The following is a 17,660-nucleotide window of genomic DNA, read 5'->3' as shown; positions in this document are numbered from 1 at the left end:
CCATGCCCCCCGTACGGGTGGTGGCCTTCGGCGGCGGCCACGGGCTCAGCGCGTCGTTGCGGGCCCTGCGCAGCAGCGCCGCCCAGCTCGAACTCGACATCACCGCCGTGGTCACCGTCGGCGACGACGGCGGTTCCAGCGGCCGGTTGCTGGCCGAGCGGGACGCGTTGCTGCCGCCCGGCGACCTGCGCCAGGCCCTGGCCGCGCTCGCCGATGACCAGCCGATCACCCAGCGCACCGCTCGGCTGCTGCAGTACCGCTTCGCCGAGATTCCGGCGGTCCGCGGCGAGGGCAACGATCCGCTGGTGGGGCACGCCGTGGGCAACTTGCTGCTGCTGGGCCTCATGGAGATGCTGGGCGACCCGGTGCAGGCGCTCGACCAGGCGGCCGCGATGGTGGGCGCTCGCGGGCGGGTGCTGCCGATGGCCCGGCACGCGATCGGCATAGAGGCCGACGTCCGCGGCGCCGACCCGCAGCGTCCCCACGAGGTCGTCACCGTCCGGGGCCAGCACGCCGTCGCGGTCGCGCACGGTCACGTCGAAGCCGTCCGCATCGACCCGGCCGACCCGCCGGTGTGCGCCCAGGCCATCGCCGCGATCGACGAGGCGGACTGGTTGATCTTCGGGCCGGGCAGCTGGTTCACCAGCGTGCTGCCGCACCTGATGGTGCCGGGCCTGGCCGAGGCGATCATGAAAAGCTCGGCCCGGCGGCTGGTGACGCTCAACCTGGCCACCGAGAACGAGACGCTCGGCCTCTCGGCCGCCGACCACCTGGCCGCCCTGCACTGGTACCTGCCCGGCCTGCGGGTCGACGCGGTGGTCGCCGACGCGCACTGGGTGGGGGAGACCGAACCCGTCCGGCGGGCCGCGGAAGCTCTGGGCGCCCGCCTGGTGTTGGCACCTGTGGCCGTTGCGGACGGCAGTCCCAGGCATGATCCTGAGTCGTTGGGGGTTGCCCTGGTGCCTGTCCTGGGCGCCGATCGTTAAAGCAAGGGCGTAATGCGGCACTTATTGTTCAAGATCCGGCGCATGAGGTGACAACACGATGGCTATGACGGCAGCGGTCAAGGATGAGCTGAGCCGGGTCGACGTGCCCAAGCCCTGCTGCCGGCGGGCCGAGATGGCGGCCCTTCTCCGGTTCGCGGGCGGCCTGCACATCGTCTCCGGACGGGTGGTGGTCGAGGCCGAACTCGACACCGGCGCGGTGGCCCGGCGGCTGCGGCGCGAGATCGCCGACGTCTACGGCTACCCCAGTGAGGTGCACGTGCTGGCCTCGGGCGGGCTGCGCAAGGGCAGCCACTACATCGTTCGCATCGTCAAGGACGGTGAGGCGCTGGCCCGGCAGACCGGCCTGCTCGACGTGCGCGGCCGTCCCGTCCGGGGCCTGCCGCCGCACGTGGTCTCGGCCAACGTCTGCTGCGCGGTCGCCGCGTGGCGGGGCGCGTTCATGGCCCACGGCTCGCTGACGGAGCCGGGCCGATCCAGCGCGCTCGAGATCACCTGCCCCGGTCCCGAGGCGGCGCTGGCGTTGCGCGGCGCGGCCCGGCGCATCGGCATCACCGCCAAGGACCGCGAGGTGCGCGGCGTCGACCGGGTGGTCATCAAGGACGGCGACGCGATCGCCGCGCTGCTCACCCGGATCGGGGCGCACTCCAGCGTGCTGGCCTGGGAGGAGCGGCGGGTACGCCGTGAGGTGCGCGCCACGGCCAACCGGCTGGCCAACTTCGACGACGCGAACCTGCGCCGCTCGGCCCGCGCCGCGGTGGCGGCGGCGGCCCGGGTCACCCGGGCCCTCGAGATCCTGGCCGACGAGGCTCCCAACCACCTCACCTCGGCCGGTCAGTTGCGGCTGGAGCACCGGCAGGCGTCGCTCGAGGAGCTGGGCGCGCTGGCCGACCCGCCGCTGACGAAGGATGCGATCGCCGGCCGTATAAGGCGTCTGCTCGCCCTCGCCGACAAGCGCGCCCGTGACCTGGGAATTCCCGACACCGAAGCCGCCGTGACCCCGGAGATGATGGCCTGCTGACCTAGCCCCCTGACAAGCTGACGTGTGCCAACATGTCGCTTGTTCAGTTAATGCTGATCCGGCCACGCGCAAACCTCTTACAGCAACGCTCGAAAACCCGGAAGACTCCCTCGCCATGAGCGGCATCAAGGAACTTGAAAGCGGATGACGGCGGTGGAGGGTGAGATGAAGGAGGTGCGGACGTTGGCGGCTGGTGCGAGTCAAGACGTGGCCGACTATCAAGCGGCGCTGCGCGGTCACAAGCTGGCGCTTGAAGCGCTGAACACGACGCAGGTCGAGCAGTTCGAGACCCTGCGACGCCGAGCTGAAGGTGGGCATGAAGGGCATCCTTCAGCTGCTGGAAGGGCGCCGCGGGGACGCAGGTAAGGCCGAATCCTGATCCTGGGTGGCTGAGCAACACCTCCGGCCCCGGCGGGTGACCACCGGGGCCGGGCCGGAAGCTGTTCCGTTGCGGTTGGTGACGGTCACGTTGCGTACGGGATAAGGGTTTTCGAGCGGAAGAAGCGCAGGTTAACGCGGGGGCTCGGTAACGCTCAGGTTGCGACCCCGCGCAAAACAAGCGTGGGCACTCGGATAGGGTCAGGTCGACGGCGACGGTGCCGGCAGCTCGGCCGGCCGCGCTGTGCGCCGCCGGTTCGCCGCGGCGCCTCCTCAGTTCAGGCGCGGCGGCCGGACGCCCCTTTGCCGGCCCTCGACGCGGTCGGCAACGCAGACCCCTCCGCCGGTCGCATAATCCGGCGGACCGAAACGAGGAGATCCACCTGTGACCATCCGGGTTGGCATCAACGGCTTCGGCCGTATCGGCCGCAACTTCTTCCGGGCGGTTCTCGCCTCGGGTGCGGACATCGAGATCGTCGGCGTGAACGACCTGACCGACAACGCCACGCTGGCTCACCTGCTCAAGTACGACTCGATCCTCGGCCGCCTGCCGCACGAGGTGAAGGCCACCGCCGACGAGATCACCGTCGCCGGGAAGACCTTCAAGGCGTACGCCGAGAAGGACCCGAACAACCTGCCCTGGGGCGACCTGGGCGCCGACGTCGTCATCGAGTCGACCGGCTTCTTCACCGACGCCTCGAAGGCGAAGGCGCACGTCGACCAGGGCGCCAAGAAGGTCATCATCTCGGCCCCGGCCAAGAACGAAGACATCACCATCGTCATGGGCGTCAACGACAACCTGTACGACGGCGCGAAGCACACGATCATCTCGAACGCTTCCTGCACCACCAACTGCCTTGCCCCGATGGCGAAGGTCCTGAACGACACGATCGGCATCGAGCGTGGCCTCATGACCACGATCCACGCCTACACCCAGGACCAGAACCTGCAGGACGGCCCGCACAAGGACCTGCGTCGCGCCCGCGCCGCGGCCCTCAACATCGTGCCGACCTCGACCGGCGCCGCCAAGGCTGTCAGCCTCGTGCTGCCGGAGCTCAAGGGCAAGCTCGACGGCTTCGCGCTGCGGGTGCCGATCCCCACCGGCTCGGCCACCGACCTCACCTTCACCGCCGGCAAGGACACCTCGGTCGAAGAGGTCAACGCCGCGATCAAGGCCGCCGCGGACGGCCCGCTCAAGGGCATCCTGGTCTACACCGAGGACGAGATCGTCTCCTCGGACATCGTCACCGACCCGGCATCCTGCATCTTCGACGCCGGTCTGACCAAGGTGATCGGCAACCAGGTCAAGGTCGTCGGCTGGTACGACAACGAGTGGGGCTACTCGAACCGCCTCGTCGACCTGGTCAAGCTCGTCGGAGCCTGATCTTGAAGACTCTCGACGACCTGCTCGGCGAGGGTGTGTCGGGTCGGCGCGTGCTCGTACGCGCCGACCTGAACGTCCCGTTCGACAAGAATGCCCCCCAGGGGGTAAATGCTGTCATCAGCGACGACGGCCGCGCCCGGGCGGTGCTGCCGACGCTGATCGCGCTGCGTGACGCGGGCGCCCGCGTCATCGTCATGTCGCACCTGGGCCGCCCCAAGGGCGCGCCCGACCCCAAGTACACGCTGGCTCCGGTGGCCACCCGCCTGGGTGAACTGCTCGGCTCGCCGGTGGTCTTCGCAGCCGACACGGTCGGCGAGGACGCCCGCGCCAAGGCCGGCGCGCTCGAGGACGGCCAGGTGCTGCTGCTCGAGAACCTGCGCTTCAACGAGGGCGAGACCGCCAAGGACGACGCGACCCGGGCTGCCTTCGCGGGCGAGCTGGCCGCGCTGGCCGACTTCTACGTGGACGACGCTTTCGGCGCTGTGCACCGCAAGCACGCTTCGGTGTACGACGTGCCGGTCGTGCTGCCGCACTACGCCGGCGGTCTCGTCCTGCGCGAGGTCGACGTGCTCAAGAAGGTCACCGAGAATCCCGAGCAGCCGTACGTCGTGGTGCTCGGCGGCTCGAAGGTGTCCGACAAGCTGGCGGTGATCAAGGCGCTGCTGCCCAAGGTCGACAAGCTCCTGGTCGGCGGCGGCATGTGCTTCACCTTCCTCAAGGCCCAGGGCCACGAGGTCGGCAAGTCGCTGCTCGAGGACGACATGGTCGGCACCTGCCGTGACCTGCTGTCCGAGGCGCAGGGCCGGATCGTGCTGCCGGTCGACGTCGTCGCCGCGACCGAGTTCTCGGCCGACGCCGACTCGGTGACCGTGCCGGCGTCCGAGATCCCGGCCGACCGGCTCGGCCTGGACATCGGCCCCGAGTCGGTGGCCCTGTTCGCCGAGGCCATCGGCCCCGCCAAGACGGTGTTCTGGAACGGCCCGATGGGCGTGTTCGAGCTGGCGCCGTTCGCGGCCGGCACCCGGGGCGTGGCCGAGGCGATCACCAAGATCGACGGCTTCTCCGTGGTCGGTGGCGGCGACTCGGCCGCGGCCGTGCGCACGCTCGGCCTCGACGAGAGCGCCTTCGGGCACATCTCGACCGGTGGCGGCGCCTCCCTGGAATACCTCGAGGGCAAGACCCTCCCCGGCATCGAAGCTCTGGAGAAGTAATGGCGGACGCACGCCGGCCCCTGATGGCAGGCAACTGGAAGATGAACCTCAACCATTTCGAGGCGAACCTTCTGGTGCAGAAGCTGGCCGCGAGCCTGAGCGAGCAGCAGCTGACCGACGTCGAGGTGGCTGTCCTGCCGCCGTTCACCGACCTGCGCACCGTGCAGACCGCGGTCGACGGCGACAAGCTGCAGATCGTGTACGGGGCTCAGGACATCTCGGTCCACAAGTCCGGCGCGTATACCGGGGAGATCGCCGGCTTCATGCTGGAGAAGCTGGGCTGCACCTTCGTGCTGGCCGGCCACTCCGAGCGGCGTGAGTACCACAACGAGGACGACGCCACGGTCAACGCCAAGGTGAAGGCGGCCTTCGCGAACAACCTGACGCCGATCCTGTGCGTGGGCGAGGGCCTGTCCGTTCGCGAGGAGAGCGGGCACGTGCCGCACTGCAAGTCGCAGGTCGACGCGGGTCTCGCCGGGCTGAAGGCCGAGCAGGTCAAGCAGATCGTCATCGCGTACGAGCCGGTCTGGGCGATCGGCACCGGCAAGACGGCGACTCCCGAGGACGCCCAGGAGGTGTGCGGCGAGATCCGGGCGCGGCTCACCGAGGTGTACGGGGCCGAGGTCGGCGACGCCGTGCGGGTGCTCTACGGCGGCTCGGTCAAGGCGGCCAACATCGCCTCGATCATGGCCAAGCCCGATGTGGACGGCGCCCTGATCGGCGGCGCGAGCCTGGACGCCGAGGAGTTCGCCTCGATCGTCCGGTTTCGTGAGCACGTAGCACGCTGAGTCCGAACGTGTGCCCGGGCGTAACGATCGCCCGGGCACACGCTATTGTTGGACCGCTTGCAGTGCCCTTCGAGAGGAATCGTCCGACCATGCCGATGTGGTTCGCGTACACGTTGATCGCGTTGCTGGTCCTCACCAGCGTCCTGCTGACTCTGCTGATCCTGCTGCACCGCGGCAAGGGTGGCGGCATGTCGAGCATGTTCGGTGGCGGCGTCACCTCCAGCCTGGCCGGCTCGTCGGTCGCCGAGAAGAACCTCGACCGCTACACCGTCCTGGTGGGCATCGTCTGGTTCGCCTGCATCGTGGGTCTCGGGCTCTGGATGCGGCTCGCCGTCCCGAGCACCTGATTTCCTTACGCCCCGTGCTTCCTGACGGAGCGTGATAGTCGTAGAATGTGCCGCGCGTCCGGTTCTGCCGGGCGCGCGGCTATTTTATGGCCTTGTTTCGGCCTGATTTCCGGTCGGCAAACCCGCCCTCGAGACAGGAGCGACATCCGTGTCCAGTGGCAGTGCGATCCGTGGCAGCAGGGTCGGCTCCTCCCCGGTCCGCCCCGACGAACGCAGCGAGCCCGCCCCGCGCCGTGAGGTGACCTACTTCTGCGCGGCGGGTCACGCCAGCCAGATCTGGTTCTCCGCCGAAGCGCCGTCACCCGACGCGTGGGACTGCCCGCGCTGCGGTCAGCCCGCCGGCCTCGACCGGCAGAATCCGCCGGGGCGGTCGCGAGCCGAGCCGTACAAGTCGCATCTGGCGTACGTCAAGGAGCGGCGCACCGACGAGGACGGCGCGAAGATCCTCGAAGAGGCGCTGGCCAAGCTACGTCAGCGGCGCGGGCGCGGGGAGTAACGGCCCTCAGGCGGCTGTGTCGCGGCCCAGGTAGGTGACACCGGGCTCGGACGGCACAGCGATCTGTTCGAAGCCCAGCCGGTCGTAGAACGCGCGCGCGGCGGTGTTCGCCGGGGCCATGCCCAGGTGCACCCGCTGCGCGCCGGCCGCGTGCAGCCCGGCCAGGAACGACCACATCAGCCCGCGCCCCAGGCCGCGGCCCTGCCACTCCGGCAGCAGGTCGATGTGCAGGTGCGCGGGATAGCCGGCCAGTTCCGGCACGAGCATGCGCTCGGGGTTGTTGTGCAGCTCGAGCCAGAACTCGTCGCGGGGGTCGTCGCCGTACCGGCCGGCGGTGGCAGGCAGCCATTCCTGCCGGTAGCGCCGGACGAACTCGGCCGTGTCGGTGGTGCCGACGACATAGCCGACGGCGTTGCCCGTCCCGTCGTCGAGGATCCGGGCCACGGCCGGCTCGAGGATGACGTAGGGGGCGGCGAAGATGTCACCGACGAGGCGGTCCGAGCTGTTCTGACCGCGCGCGTCCCCTCCGGAGTCGGCGGTACGCACGCAGATGTCGTAGACGGCGTCGAGGTCGGTGGGCCGGTAGGCGCGGATCTCTGGCTGCACGGACGCATTCTAGGTTCCGCGTACGGTGTGGCCGTGGTCACCGTCCGATGAAACCATGTTCCGATGCGGAGCTCACCGATGCAGTGGACCCTCGAAGTTGTCGTCGTCCCCGTCGCCGACGTGGACCGCGCCAAGGAGTTCTACGCCGACCGTCTGGGCTTCGTCGTCGACCACGACACGAAGATCAACGACGATGTGCGGATCGTGCAGCTCACCCCGCCCGGCAGCGGGTGCTCGATCGTCATCGGCAAGGGCGCGGTGCCGAACATGCCGCCCGGCTCCCTCCGGGGCCTGCAGCTGGTGGTGCCCGACATCGAACAGGCACATGCCGAACTGGTCGAGCGGGGAGTGGCCGTGAGCGACGTCCAGGCGGTGGGCGAGAACCCGCGGCCCACGCCGCACCCCCTGGACAATGTCGGCTTCGTCTTCTTCGACGACCCGGACGGCAACAGCTGGGCCGTCCAGCAGATCTCGTCGCGGGCCTAGCGCTGGCCCACCTTGGCCGCCGCGGCCTTGTCGAGCAGCCAGTAGGTCTTCGTCCGTCCGGTCGCGTGTGCCGCCGGCAGCAGCTTGTCGCCGTCCAGAGCCCGGCTCACCGAGTCGGTCTTGTCCGGGCCGGCCGCGATGAGCCACACCTCGTCGGCCGACTGGATGGTCGGCATGGTCAGGGTGATCCGGTTCGGCGGCGGCTTCGGGCTGTTGTGGACGGCGGCGGTGGTGCTGCCGGTCTCGTTGAGCACCGGGTGCTCGGGGAAGAGCGAGGCCACGTGACCGTCCTCGCCGACGCCCAGCATCAGCACGTCGAACGGCGGCAGATCGGCCCCGCCGAGGCGCAGCTCCGCGGCGTACCGGGCGGCAGCCGCCTCGGTGTCGTCGCCGTCGGCGCCGTCCGAGGCGGGCATGGCGTGCACCCGGGCCGGGTCGAGCGGCAGCGCGTCGAGCAGGGCTTCGCGGGCCTGGGTCTCGTTGCGCTCCGGGTCGCCGGCGGGCAGGAAGCGCTCGTCGCCCCACCACAGGTCGAGCTGGGCCCAGTCGATCGCCTTGGCCTCGGGCAGCTCCTTGAGGGCGGCCAGCACCCGCTTGGCGATCCGGCCGCCGGTCAGCACTACGCCGGCCGAGCCGCGTTCCGCCTGCGCGTCCACGATCTTGGCGATCAGCCGGGACGCCACGGTCGCGGCCAGGGTGTCGGCGTCCGGAACGACCACCACCAGGGTCTTGCTCACAGTTGCTTCTCCTGTCGGTGTTGTCGGTGTCAAAGGGCTGAGGCCGCCCACCGATGACGGTGGACGGCCCCTTGCGTTTTCGTTTCCTACGCGGCTGTGCCGCCGGGACCGGCCATCGCGGACTCGTCGCCGGCCTGCGCGGCCAGCGCGGGATCCTTCCAGACGTGGACGCGCATCGGCGGCTTGTGGTCGAGGCCGGACACGCCGGCCATCGAGCCGAGGGCGTCGGCGTAGATCTGGTCGGCGTCCAGGCGGCGCAGTTCCTCGGCCAGCTCGTCGCCGACCGGCCGCTTGGGCAGCGGCATGTAGCGGTCCTCCTGGCCGGTGCGGCTGAACAGCGCCGTGTTCTCTTCCCGGGTCACGGTGACCGTGTCGCCGTTCTCGCACTGGAGCATCACCGCGTGCATGCGCGGGGCGCGGTCGCTCGCCTGCAGTTCGGGCACGATGCCGAGCCGGGACTGGAGCCAGCCCTTCATCAGCCAGGCCGTCGGGTCCTTGGGCGGGGCCACGATGGTCGCGCCGGTCACCCGGGCCTCGGTGGTGTCGAACGCGCCGGCCACCAGGGTGCGCCACAGGGTGATGCGGGTCCAGGTGAGGTCGGTGTCGCCGGGCGCGTAGTCGACCGCCCGCTGGCGCAGCGCGGCCACCGGGTCGTGGGCCTGCGCGCAGTCGGTGATGCGCCGGTCGGCCACCACGCCGAGGAAGTCGTTCGCGATCATGTCCGGCGGCTCCTGGTGCCACCAGGTGACGACCGGGACGTCGGGGGCCAGCAGAGGCATGACCACCGACTCGGCGTGCAGCGCGAGACGGCCGTACATGCGCATGACGACCGCCTCGGCCGGCCCCAGCCGGCCGCCGACGACGATCTCGGCGTCCAGCCGGCTGCGACCCTCCAGATCGGAGCGCACCACGATGAGCAGCCGGCACGGGTGCGCGGCGGCGGCGATCGTGGCTGCCGCCTCGGCCTCGCGGACCTTCTTCTCCTCGACCACGGCGACCAGCGTCAGGGCGAGGCCGGAGGCCACACCGCCGGCGCTGCGCCGCTCGGCGGCGAGCGCCTTGACCACCTCGTTGCCGGTGGTGTCCCACAAGCCGATCACTTCGTTCCCCTATCCATCAGGCACGCCGCCAGGCCCGGCCCTCGCGGGCCAGCATCTCGTCCGAAGCGCGCGGGCCCCACTCGCCGGCCCGGTAGGGCTCGGGTTTGGTGCCCGCCCACGCGGCCTCCAGCGGGTCGATGACCTGCCAGCTCTGCTCGATCTCGGCCGCGTCCGGGAACAGGGTCCGGTCGCCGACCAGCACGTCCAGCACGAGACGCTCGTACGCCTCGGGGCTGGACTCGGTGAACGCCTCGCCGTACTGGAAGTCCATCGCGATGTCGCGGACCTCCATCGTGGTGCCCGGCACCTTGGAGCCGTACTTCAGCACCACGCCCTCGTCGGGCTGCACGCGGATGACCAGCTGGTTGTGACCCAGCATCTCGACGTCGGCCGGGTCGAACGGCAGGTGCGGAGCCTTCTTGAAGAGGATCGCGATCTCGGTCACCCGGCGTGGCATGCGCTTGCCCACGCGTACGTAGAAGGGAACCTCGGCCCAGCGGCGGTTCTGGATGCCGAGCCGTACGGCTGCGTAGGTCTCCGTCGTGGAGTCCGCCGGGATGTTCTTCTCTTCGAGATAGCCGACCGCGCGCTCGCCGGCCACCCAGCCCGGAAGATACTGACCGCGGACGGAGCCCTTGGAGATGTCCTTCGGGATGGCGATGGCCTTGAGGACCTTCAGCTTCTCGGCCCGCACGTCGTCGGGGTCGAAGCTCGTCGGCTCCTCCATCGCCACCAGGGCCAGCAGCTGGAGCAGGTGGTTCTGGAGCACGTCGCGGGCGGCGCCGGACGCGTCGTAGAACGCGGCCCGGGTGCCGATGCCCACGTCCTCGGCCATCGTGATCTGCACCGAGTCGACGTACTTGGAGTTCCACACCGGCTCGAACAGGCTGTTGGCGAAGCGCAGGGCCAGAATGTTCTGAACCGTCTCCTTGCCCAGGTAGTGGTCGATGCGGTAGACGTCGCCGGGCGTGAAGACCTCGTCGACCAGCTGGTTCAGCGAGATGGCGGTCTGCAGGTCGTTGCCGAACGGCTTCTCGACCACCACGCGGCGCCAGCCACCGGACTTGGCGTTGTCGGCCATGCCGGTGCGGGCCAGCTGGTTGAGCACCAGCGGGAAAGCGGCCGGCGGGATCGAGAAGTAGAAGGCGGCGTTGCCCGGGATGCCGTTGCGCTCCCGCAGGTCGTCGAGGGTCTCGGCCAGATGGTCGAACGCGGGGTCGTCGTCGAACGAGCCGGGCACGAACTGGAACTGGCTGGCGAGCCGCTGCCAGACGTCCTCGCGCCACGGGGTCCGGGCGCCCTTCTTCGCCGCTTCGTACGCCAGCGACTCGAAGTCACCGTCACCCCAGTCGCGGCGGGCGAAGCCCAGAACCACGAAACCGGGCGGCAGGAGACCGCGGTTGGCCAGGTCGTAGACGGCCGGGATGAGCTTCTTTCGGGACAGGTCACCGGTGACTCCGAAGATCACCAGAGCGCAAGGCTCGGGGATCCGGGGAAGCCTGCGGTCCTGTGCGCTACGCAGCGGATTGCCCACGTGGTCCATCCTGCCAGTTTTCGGTGTCGAGCAAGTGTCTAAGCAGGGACAGAGGAGGGGACCCGCATCACGCGAGCCCCCTCACCGTTTGTGTCAGGCCGCGTCGCTCGGGTTGCTCGAGCCCTTGGCCGCTGCCTTGAGCGACTTGTCGACGCCCTCGAGCAGCTCCTTCCAGCTGGCCTCGAACTTGTCGACGCCCTCGTCCTCGAGCACCTTGAAGACGTCGGGGAGGTCGACGCCGACCGTGCCGAGGTCGGCGAAGACCTGCTTGGCGACGGCGTACGAGCCGGTCACGGCGTCGGCGCGGGTCTCGCCGTGGTCGGCGAACGCGTGGATCACGGACTCGGGCATGGTGTTGACCGTGCCCGGTGCCACCAGTTCCTCGACGTAGATGGTGTCCTTGTACTCCGGGTTCTTGGTGGAGGTGGACGCCCACAGCGGGCGCTGCGGCTGAGCGCCGGCCGACTCCAGGGCCTTCCAGCGGTCGGTCGAGAAGACCTCCTGGTACGCCTCGTACGCGAGCTGCGCGTTGGCGATGGCCGCCTTGCCCTTGAGCGCCTTGGCCTCGTCGCTGCCGATCTTGTCGAGGCGCTTGTCGATCTCGGAGTCCACGCGGGAGACGAAGAACGACGCCACCGAGCCGATCTTGGACAGGTCGTGCCCGTTGGCCTTGGCCTGCTCGATGCCGTCGAGGAACGCGTCCATGACCTGGCGGTAACGCTCGTTCGAGAAGATCAGTGTCACGTTGACGCTGATGCCGGCGGCCAGCACCTGGGTGATCGCCGGCAGGCCGGCCAGGGTGGCCGGGATCTTGATGTACAGGTTCTCGCGGTCGACGAGCCACCAGAGCGTCTTGGCCTCGGCCACGGTGCTCTCGGTCTCGTGCGCCTTGCGCGGGTCGACCTCGATGGACACGCGGCCGTCGAGACCGTTGGAGGCGTCGTAGGCCGGACGCTCGACGTCACAGGCGTCACGCACGTCACGGCCGGTCATCAGCCGGACCGCTTCCTCGACCGTGACGCCCTGGGCGGCCAGGTCCTTGAGCTGCTCGTCGTACGCGTCCGCGTCGGACAGCGCCTTCTGGAAGATGCTCGGGTTGGTGGTCACGCCGACCACGTGCTGCTCGTCGAGCAGCTTCTTGAGCGAACCGGTCGTGAGCCGAGGACGGGAGAGGTCGTCGAGCCAGACCGCTACACCAGCGGCCGAAAGCTCAGCAAGCCTGTCGGTCATTGTTGCTTCCCCTCAGTTACCGGTCGTGTGACCGGTGATCTCGCTGACCTTGGCCAGGGCAGCGTTGGCCTTTGCCACCACGTTGTCGGGGGTGAACCCGAACTGCTCGAAGAGGATCTTGGCAGGGGCGCTGGCGCCGTAGTGCTCGATGCTCACCGGCTCGCCCACCTCGCCGAGGATCCGGTCCCAGCTCTGTCGAATGCCGGCTTCGACGGTGACCCGGGCCTTGACGCCGCGGGGCAGCACCTGCTGCTGGTACGCGGTGTCCTGCTCGTAGAACCATTCGAGGCACGGCATCGATACCACGCGGGTCGGGGTGCCCTCGGCCTCGAGGCGCTCCTGGGCGGCCAGGCAGATCGACACCTCGGAACCGGTGCCGATGAGGATCACCTTGGGCTCGACGCCGGACGCCTCGGACAGGATGTAGCCGCCCTTGAGCGTGCCCTCGGCCGACGCGTACTTGCTGCGATCGATCGTCGGCAGGTTCTGCCGGGACAGCGCCAGGCCGGTCGGGCGGTCGCCGTGCTCGAGCGCACCACGCCAGGCCCAAGCGGTCTCGTTGGCGTCGGCCGGGCGCACGACGTCGAGGCCGACGATGGCGCGCAGCGCGGACAGCGTCTCGATCGGCTGGTGGGTCGGTCCGTCCTCGCCCAGGCCGATCGAGTCGTGCGTCCAGACGTAGACGACCGGCAGCTTCATCAGCGCGGACAGGCGGACGGCGCCGCGCATGTAGTCGCTGAAGACCAGGAACGTGCCGCCGTAGGGCCGGGTGCGGCCGTGGGCGGTGATGCCGTTGAGGACGGAGCCCATGCCGTGCTCACGAATGCCGAAGTGCAGCGTACGGCCGTACTCGTTGCCGGGGAACGCCTTGGTGGCGTACTCCGACGGGATGAAGGACGGCTCACCCTTCATCGTGGTGTTGTTGCTCTCGGCGAGGTCGGCCGAGCCGCCCCACAGCTCGGGCAGCACCGGGGCCAGCGCCTCCAGGATCTTGCCGGAGGCGGCCCGCGTGGCCAGGCCCTTCTCGTCGGCGGGGAACTCGGGGAGCGACTTCTCCCAGCCCTCGGGCAGCTTGTGGGCGGACAGCCGGTCGAACAGCGCCTTGCGCTCCGGGTTGGCCTTGGCCCATGCCTCGAACTTGACGTCCCACTCGGCGTGCGCCGCCTTGCCGCGCTCGACCACCTCGCGGGTGTGTGCCAGGACGTCGTCGGCGACCGCGAACGTCTCGTTCCGGTCGAAGCCCAGGATCTCCTTGGTCGCGGCGACCTCGTCGGCGCCCAGCGCGGAGCCGTGGATCTTGCCGGTGTTCTGCTTGTTCGGCGCCGGCCAGCCGATGATCGTGCGCAGCACGATGAACGTCGGCTTGTCGGTGACCTTCTTGCCCGCCTCGATCGCGGCGTAGAGCGCCTCGACGTCCTCGTGGTACTCGCTGCCCTGGGACGGGTCGCCCTTGCGCCAGTCCACGTGCCGGACGTCCCAGCCGTACGCGGCGTAGCGCGCGCCGACGTCCTCGTTCTTGGCGATGCGGGTGTCGTCCTCGATGGAGATCTCGTTGTCGTCGTAGATCACCGTGAGGTTGCCGAGCTTCTGGACGCCGGCGATGGCGCTCGACTCGTGGCTGACGCCCTCTTCGATGTCGCCGTCCGAACACAGCACGTACACGTGGTGGTCGAACAGAGAGTCACCGGTTTTGGGATCCGGGTCGAACAGGCCACGCTCGCGGCGGGCGGCCATCGCCATGCCCACCGCGTTGCCGACGCCCTGACCGAGCGGGCCGGTGGTGACCTCGACGCCGGGGGTGTGCCCGTACTCGGGGTGACCCGGGGTCAGCGAGTCCCACTGCCGCAGTGAGGCCAGGTCGTCCAGGGCCAGGCCGAAGCCGTTCAGGTAGAGCTGAATGTAGAGGGTGAGGCTGGAGTGCCCACAGGAGAGCACGAAGCGGTCCCGCCCGGCCCAGAGCGGGTCGGTCGGGTCATGCCGCATGACCCGGTTGAACAGCAGGTAGGCCGCGGGGGCGAGGCTCATCGCGGTGCCGGGATGGCCGTTGCCGGATTTCTCGACGGCATCCATCGCCAGGACCCGGACAGTGTCCACTGCCTTGCGGTCTAGGTCGGACCAATTGAGAGCAGGATCTGTGGCAGCCACGTCGGTTGTGCTCCTCGGGGCATGATTTTGGAAAACCCTTTTGAGCTTGACCCTATCCACTTGCCTTAAACCCCCGCCCGGGGAACGCCCGAGGCCCATACGCTGAGAGCGGACACGCGACGTGTGACGCCGTGCACCCGATGTGGGTCGCCGGAGCAGCGCAGATGGCTGAGCGTAGGCTGTCCCAGCGTGCCGCCGGCTGGCGCCGGCAACGGTCGTGAGTTGGCTAATGCCGAAGCCGGAAGGTGGCAGTCCGTGAGCATGATCACCGAGCGTCCCGTCCCTGGACGGGCGGTCGGCGTGGCGGAGGGCACCGCGGACGCGGTTCGCCCCGGAGCGCGTCTCGATCTCGTAGCCCTGCTGCGCGCGTACCTGTCGCTGTGCAAGCCGCAGATCGTCGAACTGCTCCTGGTGACCACCGTCCCGACCATGATGGTCGCGGCCGGCGGGTGGCCTGACCTGCGCACTCTTACCGTGGTGCTGATCGGCGGGGCGATGGCGGGCGGCGCCGCGAGCGCGCTCAACTGCTACATCGACCGCGACATCGACCAGGTCATGCGCCGGACGAAGCGGCGGCCGCTGCCGGCCAACGCCGTGACTCCGCGGGCCGTGCTCATCTTCGGTCTGACCCTCGCCGTGATTTCCGTCGCGCTGATGGCCGTCTTCACCAACTGGCTGGCCACGGCGCTGACCGCCGGGGCGATCTTCTACTACGACGTGGTCTACACGCTGTGGCTGAAGCGGCGGACTCCGGCCAACACGTTCTGGGGCGGCATCTGCGGCTCGGCGCCGGTGATCATCGGCTGGGCCGCCGTGACGGGCACCGTGTCGGCGCTGGGGTGGGCGCTTTTTGCGGTTGTCTTCTTTTGGCAGATGCCGCACTTCTATGCGCTCGCCATCAAGTACAAGGACGACTACGCCCGCGCCGGCATCCCGATGCTGCCGGTCGTGCGCTCGGCCCGGCGGGTCAACGGCGAGATCGTGCTCTACACCGTGCTCACCGTGGTGGCTTCGCTCGCTGTCTGGCCGCTGGGGTCGGGGCTGGGCCTGGGCCTGATCTACGGAATCACGGCCATCGCCACCGGGGCCGCCTTCCTGGGCGAGGCGCTGCTGCTGGTCAAGCGGTCCCGCGCCGGCGAGCCGCTCAAGCCGATGCGGCTGTTCCACTGGTCCATCACCTACCTGACGATCCTGTTCATCGCCGTGGCGGTGGATGCGCTCGTCTGAGCCTCCCGCTGACGCGCCGCGCGCCCTCCCGCTGCCTGCGGGACGGGCGCGCTGCCGTATCCGGGCCGGACGCTTCCCGGTGGCCGTTCGTTGAGTCGCGGCGTGTGCCACTTTTCGGAGTGGCGCGCAAGGCCGCAGGCGCGTATCAGTGGCGTTCCGTCGCGCGGCTCCGCCGGTCGATCGTCGGCCGAGGGTCACCGGCGTCGCACAACGTGACCGAATTCGCCGTATTTTTGGTTACGCAAGGTCACTCAATAGATGGAAACCTGTGGATGCGACCATATCGGGCAAAATAGTGTTTTAGCTACATGGCCAAAGGTTAAACCCGCAGGTAATTCGCCTCACAAAAGGCAGGCGGAGGTACTTGCCTCGGCCCGCGAGGTGCTTACTCTTCCGTTCATGGCTCAAGGTTCCGATACGACACTGACCGCGGGGATCAAGTCCTTCGCCGCCGGCCACGGTGGTGCCAAGGCGGTCATCGAGTACGTCGGCAAGCGTGGTGCCCGCATTGTCCTCGTCGGCGAGGACGGGGAGTGGTCCGACCAGTTCGCCGACGACACCAATCAGGCCCGCAAGGCTTGTGAGAACGCCGGCGTCGAGGTGGAGAACGAGTGGGAGCGCGAGCTCATGGAGCAGATGCGCCCCAGCAACGACCTGTGGCGCTCGATGTCCCGCCGGAGCATGGCCCGCTGAATTGACCGCGACTTCCGACCCTGCGACCCGGGAGCAATCCCGGGTCGCTCTCGTCACCTGCGACCTCTTCCCGGACCTCTGGGAGGACGACCTGCCGCTGCGCGATCTCCTGCTCTCCCGCGGCGCTGAGGTGGACGTCCTCGGGTGGGACGACACGGAGGCCGACTGGGCGGCGTACGACGTGGCGGTGATCCGCTCGCCCTGGGACTACGTCGCCCGCCGCGACAGCTTCGTCGCCTGGGCGCACAGCGTTCCTCACCTGCTCAACCCGGCCGACGTGCTCGAATGGAACACCGACAAGCGCTACCTGGCCGAACTGGCGAACGCCGGCCTCCCGGTCACGCCCACGGACTTCGTGGCCCCGGGCGACTCGTGGACCCCGCCGTCTGACGGCGAGTGGGTTGTCAAGCCCACGGTCAGCGCCGGCAGCCAGGACACGGGCCGCTACCTGTTGCCCGCCCAACAGGCCCTGGCCGAGGCCCACGTGGCCCGCCTGGCCGCCGCCGGCCGCACGGCGATGATCCAGCCCTACCTGTCCGCGGTCGACGAGCAGGGCGAGACAGCGCTCATCTTCCTGCCCGACACCGGCGGCGTCCTCTCGTTCAGCCACGCGATCCGTAAGGGCGCGATGCTCACCGGCCCCGACGAGGGCGCCATCGATCCCGGCAGCGAGCGCATCGACCCCCGCAGCCCGACCGAGGCCGAGCGCGAGACCGCCGAGCGCGTGCTCGAGGCCGTCCCCGGCGGCGCCGGGCGCCTGCTCTACGCCCGCGTCGACCTGATCCCCGGCCCCGACGGTGCCCCGCTGCTGGTCGAGCTCGAACTGACCGAGCCTTCCCTCTTTCTGAAAGAGGGCGGAGACGCCGCCACCCGCCGCCTGGTCGAGGCGATCCTCGCGCGTATTTGAGAGAGGGCGGAGACGCCGTCACGCGCCGCCTGGCCGGGGCGATTCTCGCGCGTATTTGTAGAGAGGGCGGAGACGCCGCCACCCGCCGCCTGGTCGAGGCGATTCTCGCGCGTATTTGAGAGAGGGCGGAGACGCCGCCGCCGTGGCTCGAGGCGATCCCGCGCGCGTCTGAGCGATAGCGGAGACGCCGCAACCGTCGCTTGAGACGAATCCCCCCGATCTGGGCGAGGGCTGAGACGCCACGGGCGCTTGGCCGGTATCGTCCTTCCGCCCATCTGACCGGCGGTTCTCCGCGAACAGGACTGGGGCCCGCGTCAGTTCGTGGCCGGCGAGAATGCAACCACGCAAATGGGTGGCTTGGCAGCC

General features: G+C 69.4%; 18 protein-coding genes. 12 read left to right on the top strand and 6 right to left on the bottom strand.

The annotated features are described in order from the left end of the window. Positions 1-2: 2 nt before the first annotated feature. From KXC43_RS41800 to KXC43_RS41765, 8 genes are all read left to right on the top strand, one after another. Entirely contained in the window at positions 3-986 is a 984-nt protein-coding gene (locus tag KXC43_RS41800; RefSeq protein WP_221381815.1) for a gluconeogenesis factor YvcK family protein, read from the top strand. Positions 987-1,044: 58 nt separating this feature from the next. After that, positions 1,045-2,025: a DNA-binding protein WhiA gene (gene whiA / locus KXC43_RS41795; RefSeq protein WP_221381814.1), complete on the top strand. Its 981-nt coding sequence runs from the start codon at positions 1,045-1,047 to the stop codon at positions 2,023-2,025. A 144-nt stretch (positions 2,026-2,169) separates the two neighbouring features. After that, entirely contained in the window at positions 2,170-2,391 is a 222-nt protein-coding gene (locus KXC43_RS41790; protein ID WP_221381813.1) for a hypothetical protein, read from the top strand. Between the two features lie 397 nt (positions 2,392-2,788). Beyond that, positions 2,789-3,787 carry a type I glyceraldehyde-3-phosphate dehydrogenase gene (gene gap, locus KXC43_RS41785; RefSeq protein ID WP_221381812.1) on the top strand — a complete coding sequence of 333 codons (999 nt, stop codon included), beginning with the start codon at positions 2,789-2,791 and terminating at the stop codon, positions 3,785-3,787. Next, on the top strand, positions 3,784-4,998 hold the full coding sequence (locus tag KXC43_RS41780; RefSeq protein WP_221381824.1) for a phosphoglycerate kinase: 1,215 nt from the start codon (positions 3,784-3,786) through the stop codon (positions 4,996-4,998). The genes gap and KXC43_RS41780 overlap by 4 nt, the downstream gene beginning before the upstream one ends. Next, the gene (gene tpiA / locus KXC43_RS41775; protein ID WP_221381811.1) at positions 4,998-5,786 is read left to right on the top strand and encodes a triose-phosphate isomerase; all 789 of its coding nucleotides are present in this window, start codon (positions 4,998-5,000) and stop codon (positions 5,784-5,786) included. The genes KXC43_RS41780 and tpiA overlap by 1 nt, the downstream gene beginning before the upstream one ends. An 89-nt stretch (positions 5,787-5,875) precedes the next feature. Continuing rightward, positions 5,876-6,133, top strand: a complete 258-nt coding sequence (secG, locus tag KXC43_RS41770) for a preprotein translocase subunit SecG (protein WP_221381810.1) — start codon at positions 5,876-5,878, stop codon at positions 6,131-6,133. Positions 6,134-6,281: 148 nt separating this feature from the next. Next, complete coding sequence (locus KXC43_RS41765) at positions 6,282-6,629, top strand: RNA polymerase-binding protein RbpA (RefSeq protein ID WP_221381809.1); 348 nt, start codon at positions 6,282-6,284, stop codon at positions 6,627-6,629. A 6-nt stretch (positions 6,630-6,635) separates the two neighbouring features. Here KXC43_RS41765 and KXC43_RS41760 read toward each other — a convergent pair whose 3' ends face one another. Further along, positions 6,636-7,235 (bottom strand): GNAT family N-acetyltransferase, encoded by a 600-nt coding sequence (locus tag KXC43_RS41760; protein ID WP_221381808.1) that lies wholly within the window; start codon positions 7,233-7,235, stop codon positions 6,636-6,638. A gap of 78 nt (positions 7,236-7,313) precedes the next feature. Between KXC43_RS41760 and KXC43_RS41755 the strand changes: the two genes are divergently transcribed. After that, positions 7,314-7,721, top strand: a complete 408-nt coding sequence (locus KXC43_RS41755) for a VOC family protein (protein ID WP_221381823.1) — start codon at positions 7,314-7,316, stop codon at positions 7,719-7,721. On the opposite strand, the gene pgl is transcribed toward KXC43_RS41755, so the two are convergent. The 5 genes from pgl to tkt all read right to left on the bottom strand — a co-directional run bounded on the left by pgl (position 7,718) and on the right by tkt (position 14,566). Beyond that, a complete protein-coding gene (gene pgl, locus KXC43_RS41750) occupies positions 7,718-8,458 on the bottom strand; it encodes a 6-phosphogluconolactonase (RefSeq protein ID WP_221381807.1) in 741 nt (246 codons plus the stop codon). The two genes, KXC43_RS41755 and pgl, sit on opposite strands and share 4 nt — an antisense overlap. Before the next feature lie 86 nt (positions 8,459-8,544). Then, positions 8,545-9,558 (bottom strand): glucose-6-phosphate dehydrogenase assembly protein OpcA, encoded by a 1,014-nt coding sequence (locus tag KXC43_RS41745; RefSeq protein ID WP_221381806.1) that lies wholly within the window; start codon positions 9,556-9,558, stop codon positions 8,545-8,547. A gap of 16 nt (positions 9,559-9,574) precedes the next feature. Further along, a complete protein-coding gene (zwf, locus tag KXC43_RS41740) occupies positions 9,575-11,092 on the bottom strand; it encodes a glucose-6-phosphate dehydrogenase (protein ID WP_221381822.1) in 1,518 nt (505 codons plus the stop codon). Positions 11,093-11,185: 93 nt separating this feature from the next. Continuing rightward, on the bottom strand, positions 11,186-12,322 hold the full coding sequence (gene tal, locus KXC43_RS41735; protein ID WP_221381805.1) for a transaldolase: 1,137 nt from the start codon (positions 12,320-12,322) through the stop codon (positions 11,186-11,188). 12 nt (positions 12,323-12,334) lie between these two features. Next, on the bottom strand, positions 12,335-14,566 hold the full coding sequence (gene tkt / locus KXC43_RS41730; RefSeq protein ID WP_221381804.1) for a transketolase: 2,232 nt from the start codon (positions 14,564-14,566) through the stop codon (positions 12,335-12,337). 156 nt (positions 14,567-14,722) lie between these two features. Here tkt and KXC43_RS41725 point away from each other — a divergent pair, with 156 nt between their 5' ends. The 3 genes from KXC43_RS41725 (at position 14,723) to KXC43_RS41715 (ending at position 17,294) form a co-directional block, all read left to right on the top strand. Then, positions 14,723-15,694 (top strand): heme o synthase, encoded by a 972-nt coding sequence (locus tag KXC43_RS41725; protein ID WP_221381803.1) that lies wholly within the window; start codon positions 14,723-14,725, stop codon positions 15,692-15,694. Positions 15,695-16,093: 399 nt separating this feature from the next. Beyond that, positions 16,094-16,387 carry a hypothetical protein gene (locus KXC43_RS41720; RefSeq protein ID WP_221381802.1) on the top strand — a complete coding sequence of 98 codons (294 nt, stop codon included), beginning with the start codon at positions 16,094-16,096 and terminating at the stop codon, positions 16,385-16,387. Between the two features lies 1 nt (position 16,388). Next, positions 16,389-17,294, top strand: coding sequence for an ATP-grasp domain-containing protein (locus KXC43_RS41715; RefSeq protein WP_221381801.1), 906 nt, complete (start codon positions 16,389-16,391; stop codon positions 17,292-17,294). Positions 17,295-17,660: the final 366 nt, after the last annotated feature.

This window comes from Paractinoplanes polyasparticus (assembly GCF_019710575.1).
In the GTDB taxonomy this organism is placed as follows: domain Bacteria; phylum Actinomycetota; class Actinomycetes; order Mycobacteriales; family Micromonosporaceae; genus Actinoplanes; species Actinoplanes polyasparticus.
The sequence above is the reverse complement of the archived record's forward strand: the minus strand, read 5'-3'. Positions and strand labels throughout refer to the sequence as shown.